The sequence below is a fragment of the Vulgatibacter sp. genome, assembly GCF_041687135.1.
GTDB lineage: Bacteria > Myxococcota > Myxococcia > Myxococcales > Vulgatibacteraceae > JAWLCN01.
On the sequence record NZ_JAWLCN010000001.1, the window covers coordinates 217,957 to 232,776 of the forward strand.

At 69.3% G+C, this 14,820-nt stretch carries 17 protein-coding genes; 8 read left to right on the forward strand and 9 right to left on the reverse strand.

The window, feature by feature from the left end; genetic code table 11:
- Nucleotides 1-13: 13 nt before the first annotated feature.
- The 4 genes from smpB to ACESMR_RS01060 all read right to left on the reverse strand — a co-directional run bounded on the left by smpB (nucleotide 14) and on the right by ACESMR_RS01060 (nucleotide 3,120).
- Nucleotides 14-532, reverse strand: a complete 519-nt coding sequence (gene smpB, locus ACESMR_RS01045) for an SsrA-binding protein SmpB (protein WP_373044300.1) — start codon at nucleotides 530-532, stop codon at nucleotides 14-16.
- Nucleotides 532-1,392: a pantoate--beta-alanine ligase gene (gene panC / locus ACESMR_RS01050; RefSeq protein WP_373044302.1), complete on the reverse strand. Its 861-nt coding sequence runs from the start codon at nucleotides 1,390-1,392 to the stop codon at nucleotides 532-534. Before panC ends, smpB begins: the two co-directional genes overlap by 1 nt.
- A gap of 30 nt (nucleotides 1,393-1,422) precedes the next feature.
- Nucleotides 1,423-2,307, reverse strand: coding sequence for a 3-methyl-2-oxobutanoate hydroxymethyltransferase (panB, locus tag ACESMR_RS01055; RefSeq protein ID WP_373045207.1), 885 nt, complete (start codon nucleotides 2,305-2,307; stop codon nucleotides 1,423-1,425).
- Between the two features lie 168 nt (nucleotides 2,308-2,475).
- Nucleotides 2,476-3,120, reverse strand: coding sequence for a deoxynucleoside kinase (locus tag ACESMR_RS01060; RefSeq protein ID WP_373044303.1), 645 nt, complete (start codon nucleotides 3,118-3,120; stop codon nucleotides 2,476-2,478).
- 260 nt (nucleotides 3,121-3,380) lie between these two features.
- Between ACESMR_RS01060 and ACESMR_RS01065 the strand changes: the two genes are divergently transcribed.
- The 5 genes from ACESMR_RS01065 to ACESMR_RS01085 all read left to right on the forward strand — a co-directional run bounded on the left by ACESMR_RS01065 (nucleotide 3,381) and on the right by ACESMR_RS01085 (nucleotide 7,597).
- Nucleotides 3,381-3,860: a roadblock/LC7 domain-containing protein gene (locus ACESMR_RS01065; RefSeq protein ID WP_373044304.1), complete on the forward strand. Its 480-nt coding sequence runs from the start codon at nucleotides 3,381-3,383 to the stop codon at nucleotides 3,858-3,860.
- 38 nt (nucleotides 3,861-3,898) lie between these two features.
- Nucleotides 3,899-4,486 (forward strand): GTP-binding protein, encoded by a 588-nt coding sequence (locus ACESMR_RS01070; RefSeq protein WP_373044306.1) that lies wholly within the window; start codon nucleotides 3,899-3,901, stop codon nucleotides 4,484-4,486.
- A 549-nt stretch (nucleotides 4,487-5,035) separates the two neighbouring features.
- Complete coding sequence (locus ACESMR_RS01075) at nucleotides 5,036-5,605, forward strand: hypothetical protein (RefSeq protein ID WP_373044307.1); 570 nt, start codon at nucleotides 5,036-5,038, stop codon at nucleotides 5,603-5,605.
- Between the two features lie 72 nt (nucleotides 5,606-5,677).
- Nucleotides 5,678-6,925, forward strand: a complete 1,248-nt coding sequence (locus tag ACESMR_RS01080; protein WP_373044309.1) for a hypothetical protein — start codon at nucleotides 5,678-5,680, stop codon at nucleotides 6,923-6,925.
- Between the two features lie 48 nt (nucleotides 6,926-6,973).
- Nucleotides 6,974-7,597, forward strand: a complete 624-nt coding sequence (locus ACESMR_RS01085) for a polysaccharide biosynthesis/export family protein (RefSeq protein ID WP_373044311.1) — start codon at nucleotides 6,974-6,976, stop codon at nucleotides 7,595-7,597.
- Between the two features lie 56 nt (nucleotides 7,598-7,653).
- On the opposite strand, the gene ACESMR_RS01090 is transcribed toward ACESMR_RS01085, so the two are convergent.
- The 3 genes from ACESMR_RS01090 to ACESMR_RS01100 all read right to left on the reverse strand — a co-directional run bounded on the left by ACESMR_RS01090 (nucleotide 7,654) and on the right by ACESMR_RS01100 (nucleotide 9,864).
- On the reverse strand, nucleotides 7,654-8,079 hold the full coding sequence (locus ACESMR_RS01090) for a VOC family protein (RefSeq protein WP_373044313.1): 426 nt from the start codon (nucleotides 8,077-8,079) through the stop codon (nucleotides 7,654-7,656).
- A gap of 112 nt (nucleotides 8,080-8,191) precedes the next feature.
- A complete protein-coding gene (locus ACESMR_RS01095) occupies nucleotides 8,192-8,791 on the reverse strand; it encodes a TrmH family RNA methyltransferase (RefSeq protein WP_373044315.1) in 600 nt (199 codons plus the stop codon).
- 38 nt (nucleotides 8,792-8,829) lie between these two features.
- Nucleotides 8,830-9,864, reverse strand: a complete 1,035-nt coding sequence (locus ACESMR_RS01100; protein ID WP_373044317.1) for a phospholipase D-like domain-containing protein — start codon at nucleotides 9,862-9,864, stop codon at nucleotides 8,830-8,832.
- Between the two features lie 220 nt (nucleotides 9,865-10,084).
- Here ACESMR_RS01100 and ACESMR_RS01105 point away from each other — a divergent pair, with 220 nt between their 5' ends.
- The 3 genes from ACESMR_RS01105 (at nucleotide 10,085) to ACESMR_RS01115 (ending at nucleotide 13,215) form a co-directional block, all read left to right on the forward strand.
- Complete coding sequence (locus ACESMR_RS01105) at nucleotides 10,085-11,626, forward strand: YifB family Mg chelatase-like AAA ATPase (protein ID WP_373044320.1); 1,542 nt, start codon at nucleotides 10,085-10,087, stop codon at nucleotides 11,624-11,626.
- 31 nt (nucleotides 11,627-11,657) lie between these two features.
- Nucleotides 11,658-12,704: a recombinase RecA gene (gene recA / locus ACESMR_RS01110; RefSeq protein WP_373044322.1), complete on the forward strand. Its 1,047-nt coding sequence runs from the start codon at nucleotides 11,658-11,660 to the stop codon at nucleotides 12,702-12,704.
- A 163-nt stretch (nucleotides 12,705-12,867) separates the two neighbouring features.
- Nucleotides 12,868-13,215, forward strand: a complete 348-nt coding sequence (locus ACESMR_RS01115) for a hypothetical protein (RefSeq protein WP_373044323.1) — start codon at nucleotides 12,868-12,870, stop codon at nucleotides 13,213-13,215.
- Nucleotides 13,216-13,294: 79 nt separating this feature from the next.
- On the opposite strand, the gene ACESMR_RS01120 is transcribed toward ACESMR_RS01115, so the two are convergent.
- Complete coding sequence (locus ACESMR_RS01120; protein ID WP_373044325.1) at nucleotides 13,295-14,194, reverse strand: nucleotidyl transferase AbiEii/AbiGii toxin family protein; 900 nt, start codon at nucleotides 14,192-14,194, stop codon at nucleotides 13,295-13,297.
- Nucleotides 14,191-14,793, reverse strand: a complete 603-nt coding sequence (locus tag ACESMR_RS01125) for a type IV toxin-antitoxin system AbiEi family antitoxin domain-containing protein (protein ID WP_373044327.1) — start codon at nucleotides 14,791-14,793, stop codon at nucleotides 14,191-14,193. The genes ACESMR_RS01120 and ACESMR_RS01125 overlap by 4 nt, the downstream gene beginning before the upstream one ends.
- Nucleotides 14,794-14,820: the final 27 nt, after the last annotated feature.

A 14,820-nucleotide genomic window follows, 5' to 3' on the forward strand; every position in this document is an offset into this window, starting at 1 on the left:
GGCGAGCGCACGATCAATCCCACTCGCCGCCGCCCTTGCGGCCGCCGCGGGGCACCGTGCGCGAGCCGCGCATCACGCGATCGAGCTCGCGCTTCGTCTCCCGCTCCTTGATGTCCTGGCGGCGGTCGACGTTGGTCTTGCCGGTGGCCATCGCGATCTTCAGCTTGGCCCTGCCGTTCTTGAAGTAGAGCTCGGTGGGGATCACGGTGAAGCCGCGCTCCTTCACCTTGGTCTCGATCTTGTCGATCTCCTTGCGGTGGAGCAGGAGCTTGCGCCGCCGCAAGGGCTCGTGGGCGATGTGCGTCGCCGCCTTGTACTCGCCGATGCGCAGGTTGTGGACGAAGAGCTCGCCCTTGTCCGCCTGCACGTAGGAGTCGGAGAGGTTCGCGTTCCCCTCGCGCAGCGCCTTCACCTCGCTGCCCATCAGCGAGAGCCCCGCCTCGTAGGAATCCCCGAGGTTGTAGTCGTGGCGGGCGCGGCGGTTCTCCGCCACACGCTTGGTTCCGCCCGTCTTGGTCTCGGCCTTGGCCATCAGCTTCCCAGCACCCGGTTGTCGATCAGCCGCGTCTTGCCCACGAAGGCGGCGACGAGGAGGCAGACCGGTCCGTCCACCCGCTCGACGGGCCGAAGCGAGTCGGCGTCCACCAGCTCGACGTAGTCGATCCGGTCGGCGCCGCGCTCCACCTCGGCCCTGGCTGCAGCCAGCAGCGCTGCCGCCTGCCGTTCGCCTGCCTCGTACCGCGCGGCTGCGGCGTCGAGCCCCGCCTTGAGCGAAAGCGCCCGCTGCCGCTCCTCGGGCGAGAGATACGCGTTGCGCGACGACATGGCCAGCCCGTCCGTCTCGCGCACCGTGGGCATGCCCACGATCTCCGTCCAGGCGCCGAGATCGAGATCCCGCGCCATCCGTCGGATCACCGCGAGCTGCTGGTAATCCTTCTGGCCGAAGAGGGCGAGCTGCGGGCGGAAGAGGCCGAGGAGCTTGGCCACCACCGTGGCCACGCCCTTGAAGTGGCCGGGGCGCTTGCCGCCGCACAAACCCATCTCCAGCTCGGTCACCTGCACCCAGGTCTGGAAGCCCTCGGGGTAGACCTCCCGCGGCGACTGCGGCGCGTAGACCAGCCAGGCCCCGGCCTCACCGCATTTGGCGAGGTCACCGGCGAGGTCGCGGGGGTAGCGGTCGAGATCCTCGTTCGGCCCGAACTGCGTCGGGTTGACGAAGATGGTCACCGCCACCTTGTCCGCGCGCTTCTTCCCTTCGCGGATGAGCGAGAGATGCCCCTCGTGGAGAAAGCCCATGGTGGGCACGAGCGCCAGCCGCTCGCCCTTCGCGTGGAGGGCGCGCAGCGCTTCGAGCAATTCGTCGCGGGTCTGGACGAGGATCGGGGAGGCCATGCTTTTCGAACCCACGGAAGGCGGTGGCGTCTAGCGCTTGGGCACGTCTGCTGCGGCGCCACCATAGACGGCGCCGAGCTTCTCGTCCTCACCGACGACGCGGATGTTCGCCGCGGCGGGGAGCTGCGCTGCCGCCTTCGCGGGCCCCATGCGGAAGGAGTGGGCCTCGGAGGGGAATGAGCCCCCCTTCACCTCGCCCAGGTAGTCCTTCACCGCGCCGCCGATCACCTCGTGGAGCTGCACGTAGCGCTTCACGAACTTCGGCGAGAAGGACGGGTCCATGCCGAGGAGGTCGTAGATCACCAGCACCTGCCCGTCGCAGTGGGGACCCGCGCCGATGCCGATGGTGGGGATGGAGAGCGCCGCCGTGATCTGCGCGCCGAGCTCCTGCGGGATCCCCTCGAGGACGAGGGAGTAGCAGCCCGCCGCCTCCAGGGCCTTCGCGTCCTCGAGGAGGCGCTGCGCCTTCTCCTCGTCGCGCCCCTGGACCACGTAGCCGCCCATCTTGTGGACCGCCTGCGGCGTGAGGCCGATGTGGCCCATCACCGGGATGCCGGCCCGGACGATCTTCGCGATCACCTCGGAGAATTCGGCGCCGCCCTCGAGCTTCACCGCCTCGGCGCCGCCCTCGGCCACCAACCTGCCGGCGTTCTTCACCGCCTCGTCCACCGAGGCCTGGTAGCTCATGAAGGGCATGTCGCCGACGACGTGGGCCCGCTGCACGCCGCGGTTCACCGCGCGCAGGTGGTAGATCATCTGGTCGACGGTGACGGGCAGCGTGCTCTTCTCGCCCTGGATCACGTTGCCGAGGGAGTCGCCGACGAGGAGCACGTCGACGCCGGCGCCGTCGAGGAGACGGGCGAAGGTGGCGTCGTAGGCGGTGAGCATGCCGATGCGCTCGCCCGCTGCCTTCATCTTCCGGAGCGTGTGGATGGTAACCTTGGCCAAGGTTCACCTCCCTGTGTGTGGCTTCGAGAAGCCGGTTGCCACCTCGCAGATGCCGGGTCGGACCCATCGCTGGTGCCCGCGGGGCGTCGGGTGGTGCACGGACTATAACAGCGGGGGATCCCCCCGCCATGCGGATCAGGCAGCGGAACCGCGGGGAATGTAGTGCTGCACGCCCTTCTTGTGGCGGCGCACCAGATCCACGATCGCGTCCTTGTCTCCCTCGATGTCGACCAGATCGATGTCGCTCGAGTTGATCACGAGGAGCGGCGTCTCGTCGTAGTGGAAGAAGTAGTCGTTGTAGGTGGAGCAGAGGCGAGCGAGGTAGTCGGCGTCGAAACCCGCCTCGAAGGCGCGGCCGCGCCTCTTGATCCGCGCCAGCAGCACGTCGAGCCGGGCCTGCAGGTAGATGACCAGGTCGGGCCGCACCACCCGCGGCCGGAGCAGGTCGAAGACCCGGTCGTAGAGGGCCATCTCCGCCGGGTTGAGGGTGAGGCTGGCGAAGATCCGGTCCTTGGCGAAGAGGTAGTCCGAGACCGTGACCTGGTTGAAGAGGTCCTGCTGGAAAAGCTCCTGCTGCTGCTTGAAGCGGGAGAGCAGGAAGAAGAGCTGGGTCTGGAAGGCGTGTTTGTCCCTGTCTTTGTAGAAGAGGGGCAGGAAGGGATTCTCGTCGACCACCTCGAAGACCGTGCGGCCGCCGAAGCGATCGGCGAGGAGCTGGGTGAGGGTCGACTTCCCCACGCCGATGGGACCTTCGACCACGATGTAGCGGGCGCGTTCCATCCTACTCCTCGTAACGGCCGGGGTGCCGGAAGGCGCGGCATTCAAGCACCGGGGCCCTCCGCTGGCAACGTCACCGGTTGGCCACGTGTAAGCGTCCGTGGCGCCGAAGGATTCGGTCGGTGTGTTCCTTGCCGCCCCCCGGGGGGTCTGCTAGAAATTGCATTCCGATTCAACCGGTCCCCGGCCAGCCGAGCTGCCTTACGTCCGGGACCGCCGGCGGCGCAGGTTGCGTCCCCATGCCGGCGAGGAGAGTGCGGCCGATGAACCCGCAGATGGTGATGCACGAGGCGGAGTACCACCGGATCACCGGGGTCTGCGACCGCCTCACCCGCGAGGCGAACGCCAAGGTCGTCTTCCTGGTCGACAAGAACGGCCAGCTGATCGCCGCCTCCGGCGCCACCAGCAACATCGACACGGTCTCCCTCGCGTCGCTCACCGCCGGCAACATCGCGGCGACCGGTGGCCTCGCCAAGCTCATCGGCGAGAAGGAATTCTCGATCCTCTTCCACGAGGGCGAGCGCGACAACCTGCACATCTCGATCGTGGGGCAGCGGGTGATCCTCGTGGTCCTCTTCGACGCGCGCTCCTCGCTGGGCCTGGTGCGGCTGCGGGTGAAGAAGGCGAGCGAGGAGCTCGGCCGGATCTTCGAGGAGCTCCAGGCCCGGGCCGACGCGCCTGGCGCCAAGGCGCTCTTCGCCGAGATCACCGACGACGACATCGACAATCTTTTCAAAGAGTAGTTGCAGCCGGTCTCACCACTGGTCGGGGAAGACGAGACGTGTCCTTCATCAACTACCCGTTGCGCGAGATCACCTGCAAGATCGTCTATTACGGACCCGGCCTGTGCGGGAAGACGACCAACCTGCAGTACGTCTACGCCAAGACCAACCCCGCCGCCCGCGGCAACATGATCTCCCTCGCCACGGAGACCGAGCGTACGCTCTTCTTCGACTTCCTTCCGCTGGGCCTGGGCGAGATCCGCGGCTTCAAGACCCGCTTCCACCTCTACACGGTGCCGGGCCAGGTCTTCTACGACGCCTCCCGCAAACTCATTCTCAAGGGTGTGGACGGGGTGGTCTTCGTCGCCGACTCGCAGATGGATCGGATGGACGCCAACCTCGAGTCGGCGGAGAACCTCCGGACCAACCTGGCGGAGCAGGGCTACGACCTCGACAAGATCCCCTACGTGATCCAGTACAACAAGCGGGACCTGCCGGGGATCGTGCCGTCGGAGGAGCTTTCGCGGATGCTCAACCCGCGGCGGGTGCCGGAGTTCAACGCCATCGCCCCCACCGGCGTCGGCGTCTTCGACACCTTGAAGGCGGTGGCCAAGCAGGTGCTCGCGGAGATGAAGAAGGGCGGCTGACGGACCCGTCCCGCGCCTGCCAACGGAGAGCCGCTCCCCCTTGGACGGGGCGCGGCTCTTCGCCGTTTCGGGGCAGGGCTGTCGCGGCATTGGGTAGGCCGGTTCATGAATCCCCTGATCGCATTGGAACGGTGCTTCGTGATTTCGCCGAGTTGGCGCACGGCTCCGATGTCATGGCATGTGCGATGCAGAGAAAGCGGCGGCGCCAGCTTGCCTGCTGCCCGAATTGGGCGTAAACGAGAGAACGCTTGCGGCCTGGCGGGGGGCGTGAACCTTCACAAGGCCGCAACCCAGAAGATACTCGCTGTACCAGCTGTCCTGTGGTAGACGGAGTATCGGATAGGGCCGGGAAACCGTCTGGGGGGCGGGCGATACGGGGAATCCGTACATTCTGCGCCTTCCCTTCGACGTCCCGGTGGGTGTCGAGAGGGGCGGAGCCCATCGGGCTTCCGCTTCGGAACGAAGCTTTGGAGGAGCTGGCTGGTGCCTGACCCGCGTCTTCTGCGCGGATGGCCCAGCCAGGGGGCAAAGAGCCCAGAGGAAGATGCCGTGCTGAAGAAGCTGCTGACGACTGTTTCCGCTGGTGCGCTGCTCATGGCGCCCACCGTGGCCCTGGCTGCAGACGCACAGGAGGCCTACGGGGCCATCCAGACCGCGTCCGGTCGGGTCCAGACGATGCTGAACGCCGCCAAGTCGCAGAACGACGCGATCAAGTTCAGCTGCCTGAACGACAAGGCGACGATGCTCAAGCAGCTCCAGGGCGCAGCCGACGCCCAGCTGGCGCGGGGGACCTCCACCGCCGCCACCGAGCTGCAGCGCATGGCTTCCGAGGCGCAGCGGCTCCAGAACGAGGCCGGCAACTGCGTCGGCGCCGACGGCAAGAAGGCCGCCGAGGACGTCGAGGAGAGCGCGCAGGGCGACGAGAGCGGCAAGACCGGTGACGAGAAGCTCGCCGCCGAGCGTGGCGACGCGACCGATCCGGGGACGACCACCGGCGCCATCGGCAACGCAGTTCCCGGCCAGGGCAACGGCAACGGCAACGGTGATGGCCCGCCGACGGCGACGCCGCCCGGCAACCCGGACGTCGAGCTGCCGGCACCCGCCAGCCCCCGCGACTGAGCTTCCTCTCTTAGAATTTTCCGCCGGCGTCAGCGCCGGGGAGGCGGAAGACCGCCTCCAGGGAGTCGTAACGTGTTTTCCCCGATCAAGACTTTTCTGGCCGTGGCCGCCACGGTCGCCATCCCCGCGGGCGTCCTCGCCCAGGTACCGGGCGTCGTCGAGCAGCCCACCGGTTTCCGCATGGGCGCCGGCCGCCTCACCACCAGCTTCGAGCTCGAGAGCCGCTACGACTCGATGGCCGGCTACGTCGCCGACGACACCGTCGACGGCGGCCTCCGCGAGGCCGGCGACATGATCCTGCTGCTCAAGCCGGGCCTGCACTTCAAGGTGCCCTCGGACAGCCTCGAGATCGCCCTCAAGGCGAACTACGAGTACCAGGGCTACATGGGCGCCGAGGAGTCGACGCTCACCGAGCAGAGCAAGAGCGCGATGAACCTCGCCGGCGGCCTGCTCTTCAACCGCGACGGCAACGTCCGGGCCGAGCTCACCGACACCTTCGTTCGCAGCGATCGGACCAGCAACCTCGCGCTCGGCGCAGCGAGCATCTCGAACCGCAACGACGCGGCCCTCCGCGTCAGCGTGCTCGAGAAGGGCGCATGGAGCGTCACGCCGAGCTACACGCTGACCACCGAGAACTTCGAGTCGCTCTCGGGCCTCAGCGCTCACGACAGCGTGGTGGAGCAGTACGACTATCTCGCCCACAACGGCGGCCTCGACGTGCGCTACGGCGTTTTCGGCGAGAGCGCGCTCCTCCTCGACGTCGGCGTCGGTCACCGGACCTACACCGCCGACAAGCCCGTCGGTGAGGACGTCGGTCACGCCCGCGCCATGATCGGTCTGGGCGGCAAGGTGAGCCCCAAGCTCGGCTATACCCTCAAGGCCGGCTACGGCACCCAGTTCGGCCTGGAAGAAGCCGACGGCTTCGGCAGCGCGGTCGGCTCCGCCGAGCTCGCCTGGTTCGCGACCGAGCTCTCTGAAGTCCGCCTGGGCTACGCCCGGGGCTTCGAAGCCGATCCCACGTTCGCCTTCTACGGCAACAACCGCGTCTACGCGAACGCCGGCGCCCAGATGACCCAGGCGCTCAAGGTCCGCGGCGGCGTGTCGTACGACATGATCTCGTTCGGTGCAGACGGGAGCCGCGAGGACACCCTCGTCGGCTTCAACGTCAGCCCCGAGTACGCCTTCAACCGCTGGTTCAGCGCCGGCGTGCATTACGGCTTCACCACCCGCGATTCCGAGGGTAACGACGAAACCGTGGTGCCCGCCTACCTCGCCTTCGATCGCCACGAGTTCGGCGCCCGGGCGATGGTCGTCTACTAAGCCGCCCCTGGGATGAGCAGCAGCCGATCGTTGGTTGGCAGGTGCAAGATGTTGCGTTCTTCGATCGGTCTGTTGCTCGTCGCTTCCCTCGGCTTCTCCGCCGGCTGCGCCTCTCGCGAGGCACGCATGCAGGCGAACGCCGCCACCGCCGCTCCCGCGGCGGAGGTGGCTGCCCCCGCCGCCGCCCAGACCCTGGGCAGCGGCGACGTCTTCGAGGTTCGCGTGGTGGGCGAGGAGGATCTCTCCGGCGCCTACCGCGTGGCCAGCGACGGCTCGGTCTCCTTCCCCTTCTGCGGCAGGATCGAGGTCGGCGGCAAGACCGCCCCCGAGACCTCCGAGGCGCTCACCAGCTGCCTCGCCGCGGGCTACATCAAGAACCCGCAGGTCTCCGTCTTCATCAAGGAGCGCCACTCGAAGAAGGTCTTCGTCTTCGGCGAGGTCCAGAAGCCGGGAACGTTCCTCTTCGAGGACGGGATGAACGTGATCCAGGCGATCACCCTGGCCGAGGGCTTCGGCAAGCTCGCCGCGAGCAACTCGGTGGTGGTCACCCGGATCGTCGACGGGCAGGAGCAGCGCTACAAGGTCCGGGTCGACGACATCGGCACCGGCAAGTCGGCGAACTTCCTGCTGCAGCCCGGCGACATCGTCTACGTGCCGGAGAGCTTCTTCTAAGCCCGCTCCCAGCGCTGCTTCGCGAACAGGCCGGCCGCCCGCCGGCCTTTCGCGTTTCAGATGCCGGCGGTGCGGCAGATCACCAGGCGCCAGCCGTCCGGATCCTCGAAGGTGAGGCTCTTGTCCTTCCAGTAGGGATTCTCGGGCTCCACCGGCTCGTGGCCCCGGGAGCGCAGGCGCTCCACGAGACGATCGAAGCCGCCCTCGTCGGGCACGTAGAAGACGAGCAGGTTGTCGCGGCTCGGCGCCGGACCGGGGCTGCCGCCCTCGTGCTGCGTGAACTCGAGGTGGTAGGTGCGGCCCGGCAGGCCGAGCATCACCCCGTCGTAGCCTTCGTGCCCGGTGAAGCGGCCGATCTCCTGCAGGCCGAGCCCGTCGCGGTAGAAGGCGACCACCTCCTCGAGCCGATCGGTCGGACGCGCCACCCGGATCTGGGCGAGCGTGATCCCGGCGAGCTGCGGGGCTTCGATTCGTTCGTTCATCTCGTACTCCTGTGGGGCACGGCGCCTTCGAGCGGGCGGCGCTGCTGCCATGCTTGCAGCGTGGAGGCCCAGCAGGACGAGGGCGAGTGGCTCCGGGCCGTCGGGCTGCGATTCAGAGCGGCGAGAGGCCGAAGCCCTTCGTGCGGCGGACCAGTTCGTAGCCCACGATGCCCGCGGTCATCGCCACGTTGATCGAGTTGGCCATGCCGTAGACCGGCAGCTCCAGGGCGATGTCCGTCTCGGCGAGGATGGCGGGATCGACGCCGGTGCGCTCGTGACCGAGGACCAGGGTGACGGGCGCTGCGAGCGGCGCCTCGTGCAGCGGCAGGGCTCCCTCGGCCTGCTCGACCACGACGATGGTGTCGCCTGCAGCCTTGCGCTCGCGGACCACCTGCAGCGCGTCGGCGCGGTAGCTCCAGGGGACGTAGGGCACGGCCATCACCGCCGTGCGGCGGATTTCGCGATCGCAGCGGGCGGCGATCTCGGGATCGCGCGGATCGCCGGGATAGGGCGGGTGGCCGGTGATCCCGCAGAGCCAGAGGTGGCCCGCGCGCAGGTTGTCGCAGAGGCGGAAGACGAGCCCCACGTTGGCGAGGCCGCGCACGTCGGCGAGGACGAGGTGCAGCGGCGCGCGGGGCAGGGCGGCGAAATCTTCCGGCTCGGGCTTGCGGGCGACGAGCTCGTCGGTGCTCAGGGGGCGCGGCGTCTTCATCGCTCTCGTGTCTCGTCCACTCGGGCCCGCCGAGCGCTCTAGAAGTCGGTCCTGCCGTTCGCGAAGTCGGCGGCGAAGGTGCTCGCGATCCGCGCGACCGCCTCCTCGTCCGCGGTGACGAGGCCCACCTCGCGGTTCCGCGAGAGCGAGTGGTAGGTGAAGTTCACCGAGCCGATGTACGCGAAGCTGCCGTCGATGACCACGGCCTTCGCATGCAGATCCGGGTTCGGTAGCCAGCGCACGTCGACGCCTGCGGATGCGAGCTGGCTGGCTGTGGCGGCGTTGTCGTCGACGTCCGCGGGATCCTCGAGGAGCACGCGCACCGCGATTCCGTCCGCGGCGCGGGCCTTCACCAGCTCGATCATCTCCCGGTCGTTCATCACCTCCATCGCGATGTCGATGGTCTGGTCGGCGGCGCGCAGCAGCGCCTCGAGGCGGGCGCGGCTGTTGAGTGGCGAGACGACGAGGTCCGTATCCGCCGTGTAGGGCAGGTGCTGCCAGTCGGCGTCGAAGATGGAGGCGACGTCGCGGGCGGGCTGGCCGGTGATCACCGCGTCGTACTCGCGGTTCCGCTCGAAGCCCGACCAGCTCAGGTTCTGGTTGAGGACGAAGGCGAGCTCGTCGTCGACCACCACCGCCTTCTCGTGGGTGAGGGCGTAGCCCGGGTGGCCGTTGCGGACGCTGACGCCGCCGTTCTGGAGTTTGGTGCGCGCGTCGGCGTTGACCGACATGTCGCCCGGGACGATGGCGCGCACGGGGATGCCCCGGCCGGCGGTGGCGACGAGGGCGTCCTCGATCTGATCGTCGGTGAGGATGTAGGCCACGACGCGGACGGAGGTCTGGGCGCGCGCCAGCGCGTCGAGGAGGAAGGCCCTGCCGCCGCCGGGCTGGATCACCAGCTCCTCCAGCGCGACCGTGGGCAGCTCGGGGGCGGTGGTGGCGCCGCCGTTCCCTCCCGCGCCGCCGCCTCCTCCGGTGCCTGCCTGCCCGCCGCCTTGGATCGAGTGGGCGGGATCGCAGGCGAGCTGCAGGGCAAGGAGAGCGAGGAGTAGGAGCGGGAAGCGGCGCGGCATGGCGCGCACCTTACTCCGGTCCGGGCCGCCGTCACACGGGCAGCCGGGCAGGTCCCGACGCAGGCAGATCGGTCCACCGCTCGGGCCCCGGTCCGCCCCACATGCCGCCCCGGGCCACCGGCCCACCCGCCGCAAGCGCGTGGAATCAAAGGCGCGGCGCTTCCGCCGCGGTGCCGGCACCTCCGTTGCTCCGCAGGGAGCGCAACTCGGAGGCACGACCGTGAGCTCGACCATCGCCACCAGCCACACCGGCATCCTGCTCGGCGTCGAGGCCCTTCCCGTCGCGGTGGAGGCGGAGGTGGCCCTCGGCCTTCCCCACTTCCAGATCGTGGGCATGGGCGACCGCGCCGTCGCCGAATCGCGCCACCGGGTCCGCGCCGCGATCGCCGCAGCGGGCTTCGCCTTTCCGAACAAGAAGGTCACCGTCAACCTCGCGCCCGCGGGCCTGCGCAAGGACGGCAGCGCGTTCGACCTGCCGATCGCCGTGGGGATCCTCGCTGCCTCGGAGGCGATCCCCGCCGCGGGCCTTGCCGACTACCTCTTCGCCGGCGAGCTCGCCCTCGACGGCCAGATCCGCCCCATTCCCGGCGGGCTCTCCCTCGCGGCGAGCGCGCGGGATCTCGGCATCCCCAACGTCATCCTTCCCGCCGAGAGCGCGAGCGAGGCCTCGGTGATCGACGGCGTCACCGTCTACGCCTGCCGCTCGCTGCGCGACGTGGCCTTCCACCTCAAGGGCGAAGGGCCGCTGCCGGTGGCCGAGATGCCGTCGCCTGAGGCCTTCCAATCGGTCGATCCGCTCGATCTCGCCGAGGTGCGCGGCCAGGACGAGGCGCGCTACGCCCTCGAAGTTGCCGCAGCCGGCGGGCACAACCTGCTCCTCGTCGGCCCGCCCGGGACCGGCAAGACGATGCTCGCCAGGCGGCTGCCATCGATTCTCCCCGACCTCGGCTTCGACGAGGCGCTCGAATCCACGCGGGTCTGGAGCGCCGCCGGTCGGCTGCGGGGCAGGCCGATGATCACCCGGCCTCCCTTCTGCGCGCCGCACCACTCCGTCTCCGACGCCGGGCTCATCGGCGCCACCGCGCCGCCCACGCCGGGAGAAGCGACGCTCGCGCACCGGGGCGTGCTCTTCCTCGACGAGCTTCCCGAGTTCCGGCGCAACGCCCTCGAGTCCCTCCGCGAGCCCCTCGAGGAGGGCGAGATCCGGCTGCGCCGCGCCCATCTCTCCATCACCTACCCGGCCCGCTTCCAGCTCGTCGCCACCATGAATCCCTGCCCGTGCGGGCGCTACGCCACCGCGCGCCCGGGCTTGTGCACCTGCGAGGTGGAATCGGTCCGCAAATACCGCGCGCGGATCTCCGGGCCGCTCCTCGATCGGATCGACATGCACGTCGAAGTGCCGCCCCTCGAGCAGGCGGCGCTGGTGGGCCCCTCCGGCGAGTCGTCGGTCGACGTGCGCGAGCGGGTGGTGGCTGCACGGGAGCGGGCGGCGGCGCGGCTGCGCGGGGTGAAGGGCATCGGCCCGATGCTGGTCAACGCGGCGGTGCCGCCGGGCCTGGTGCGGGAGGTGTGCGGCGCGTCGAGCGAGGCGCAAGCCTACCTGGCCGAGCTGGTCTCCGGCTGGGAGCTCTCCGCCCGCGCCTTCGATCGGCTGCTGCGCGTGGCGCGCACCATCGCAGACCTCGCCGACCGCGCCACGTTGGAGGTCGAGGACGTGATCCGCGCGACCGGATTCCGGGTGCTCGACCAGGGACTCGAATGAGGGCGCGTGGGGCGTCCGGAGGAGGAGCGAGATGGGAAAGCTGGAACGGATGGTCGATCGGGTTGGTGACAAGGCCAAGGCGCTCGCGGCGGCGCTCTCGGGGATCAAGAAGCAATTCGGAGACGGAGCGATCATGGCCCTTGGCGAGGGGAAGCAGCAGCCGATCGAGGTGATCTCCACTGGCTCGATCGCGGTGGATCTGGCGCTCGGGATGGGCGGTCTGCCGCGGGGGCGGGTGGTCGAGATCTACGGCCCCGAGTCCTCCGGCAAGACGACCCTCACCCTCTCGGCGATCGCGCAATGCCAGGCGAAGGGCGGGGTGGCGGCGTTCATCGACGCGGAGCACGCGCTCGATCCTGCCTACGCGCGCAAGCTCGGCGTGAACCTCGAGGAGCTGCTGGTGTCGCAGCCCGACTCCGGCGAGCAGGCCCTCGAGATCGCCGACGCGCTGGTGCGCTCCAACTCGGTGGATCTCATCGTCATCGACTCGGTGGCAGCGCTCGTCCCCCGCGCGGAGATCGAGGGCGAGATGGGCGACTCCCACGTGGGACTGCAGGCCCGCCTGATGAGCCAGGCGCTGCGCAAGCTCACCGGCGTCGTCGCCAAGTCGAAGACCACCGTCGTCTTCATCAACCAGATTCGGATGAAGATCGGCGTGATGTTCGGCAACCCGGAGACGACCACCGGTGGGCATGCGCTGAAGTTCTACTCGTCGGTGCGCCTCGACATCCGCCGCTGCGGCCAGGTGAAGGACGGCGACAAGGTCATCGCCTCCAAGGCCCGGGTGAAGGTGGTGAAGAACAAGTGTGCGCCGCCCTTCGGCGAGGCCGAAATCGAGATCCGCTTCGGCGGCGGGGTGAACCGATCGGCGGAGGTGATCGAGCTCGCCTCGCGGGATGGCGTCGGGATCATCGAGCGCAACGGCGCCTGGTACCTCTACCGCGGCGAGCGGCTGGGGCAGGGGCGCGACCGTGCGGCGGCGGCGCTCGACGAGAAGGTGGAGCTGCGGGAGCAGATCGTCGCCGAGGTCATCGAGCACGCGAAGGGCGTGCGGGAGCCGGCGGCGCTGGCGAGCTGAAGGTCCTGGACGGTGAGGCAGCCGGCGGATGGCGAAGGCGTGGGCGGGCCGGCTGCCTGCGGGCGGCGTGGTTGGTTTGCGGCAGCGGTGCGGGAGCGGCGGAGGGGCAGGTCGAGGAAGCTCCCGCACCGCGTGTCCGCTTCTCGGATTCGGGGAGGCTGTGATGGCGACGACTGCAGAGCGGCAGGTGGTGGAGACGGCTTGCGAGAACGCGGCGGAGTTCGAGGCGCTGGAATTGTGGCTCGACGCACAGACGTGGCTCTCGCCGCTCACCGAGGCGGGCGAGCGGGAGGTGGCGGTCTTCGCCGGCGTGCTCGGCGATTCCTTGAGCGACGACGACGAAATCCTGGCGGCGCTGCTGGCGCTGGCGCACTCGTCCTGCGCCGCGGCACGGCGGGTACTCGAGGACTACGTGGCAACGCCGCATCCCGGCTTCGACTACGTGGCGAAGCTGGCGCTGGAGGAGTGGCTCTTCTGGGCGGAGCGCACGCCGGTGGAGCAGGTGGCGTAGCCAACCTGTCATAAGGATCCGATCGAGCCCGGTCGGCCCCGCGGGGACATCCGTGCTTGGTCGTAGGGGCGCTGGCTGGCTAACGGACCCAGCGCCAAGCCGTCGGGTCCCAGCGGGCTGCTCGCTCACCTCTGAGAATCGGATCGAGGAACGCCCTGGCCGCGTCCGTCACCTCGTCGAGCGTCGACCATGCGAGCCCGTCGGCCCTGGCCATGGCCACGTACGGCCTCTCCCACGCGGAGGGCGGGTCGGACAGCGACGCCGGCAGCGCATGGGTCTTGCGGAACGTGAAGGTCTGCTCGAGGGCCTCGCCGAGCCGGCTTGCCTCCAGCGCACCGATACTCGCCAACAGCGCGAGGTCCGGCAGGTCTTTGATTCGTGAGTTCGGCCGTAGCCGCGGCATGGTGTAGGCGTGCAGCTTCTCGGCGACGTGCGTCTCTACCGGATAGAGCCGGAGCGTGGGCGGCTGGATGCCGACGAAGTCGAGCACATCGTCGGCGGTGACGCTCTCGGGCTCCCCCACGATCGGATCGCCGAAGGCCACGTCCACCCCGAATCGCTGACCGTAGAGCTTGCCCGCAAGTCGGCACTCGGCACGGAAGCGCATGCCGTCGTACTGCATGCCGTCATGTTGGATCGCGGGGTGGTCGTCGTCGGGCGCGACCTCGAAGGTGAGGAAGTCGCCGAGGTCCGAGCGAGCTGCTACCGCCAGCCGCTCGAGCACGCGCTCGGGCGCTCCCGTGAACCGGAGATCGATGTCCTTCGTGGTGCGCGCCCGCGAGAGCCGCAGCTCCAGGACCAGGCCGCCCTTCAGCATGGCGGCGTCACCCAGCGTGTGAACGATGCGCGCCAGGAATCGATCGAAGACGAGAAGCTGCCGCCGCCGCGCCAGTTCTGGTCCCGACCCGGACGCCGCGCGCAGCCGCTGCTCGAGGGCCTGCTTGAACGCGGCCGGTGAGGTGTAGGTCCGCCTCGTCATGCGGCGAGTCCCCCGAAGGGCTCGAGGGCGTGCTCGACATCAGTGAGTTCGTCCCGCGTCGTCAGTCCGCGACGTAGCGCTTGCAGAGCCGCCTGCCGTAGCAGCTCGGGCGAGAGGCCGATCCGCGCGAGGTCGTTCAGGGTGCGGGACACCGAGGTGATCGGAACGGGGCCCGCCCAGGCCCGAGCCGTCGGCTCGACATCGGTGTGATGCAGCACCACGCCCTCCGGTACACGGAACCGCCGTCTCTTCCAGGCAGCGGGCAGCGTCAGATGAACCCGCGCCGGCAGCACATCCGACAATCCGTGGAGCCCGAGGGCCGTCTCGTGCGACAGCACGCCCGCTTGCTCGGACCAGAGCCAGACCATCACCAGCTCCTCGTGCTCGCCGGCGGGGAAGTGGACCAACCGGTAGATGCCCCGACGGACGCGCAGCATCCGTCCGCGCCGCACGTGATGGACCAGCAGCTGCGGCGAGTAACCCGCTTCTGCGGCCTGCTGGGTCGTGAAAAGCCCGTCCTGCGCCGCAGCGATCTCGTAGAGCCGGTCCCAGTTCGGGGGGGCGGAGGGGTCACCAAGCATCCACGAAAAGTAAGCCACGCTTTAGTTCTGTGCAAGGACGCGGGA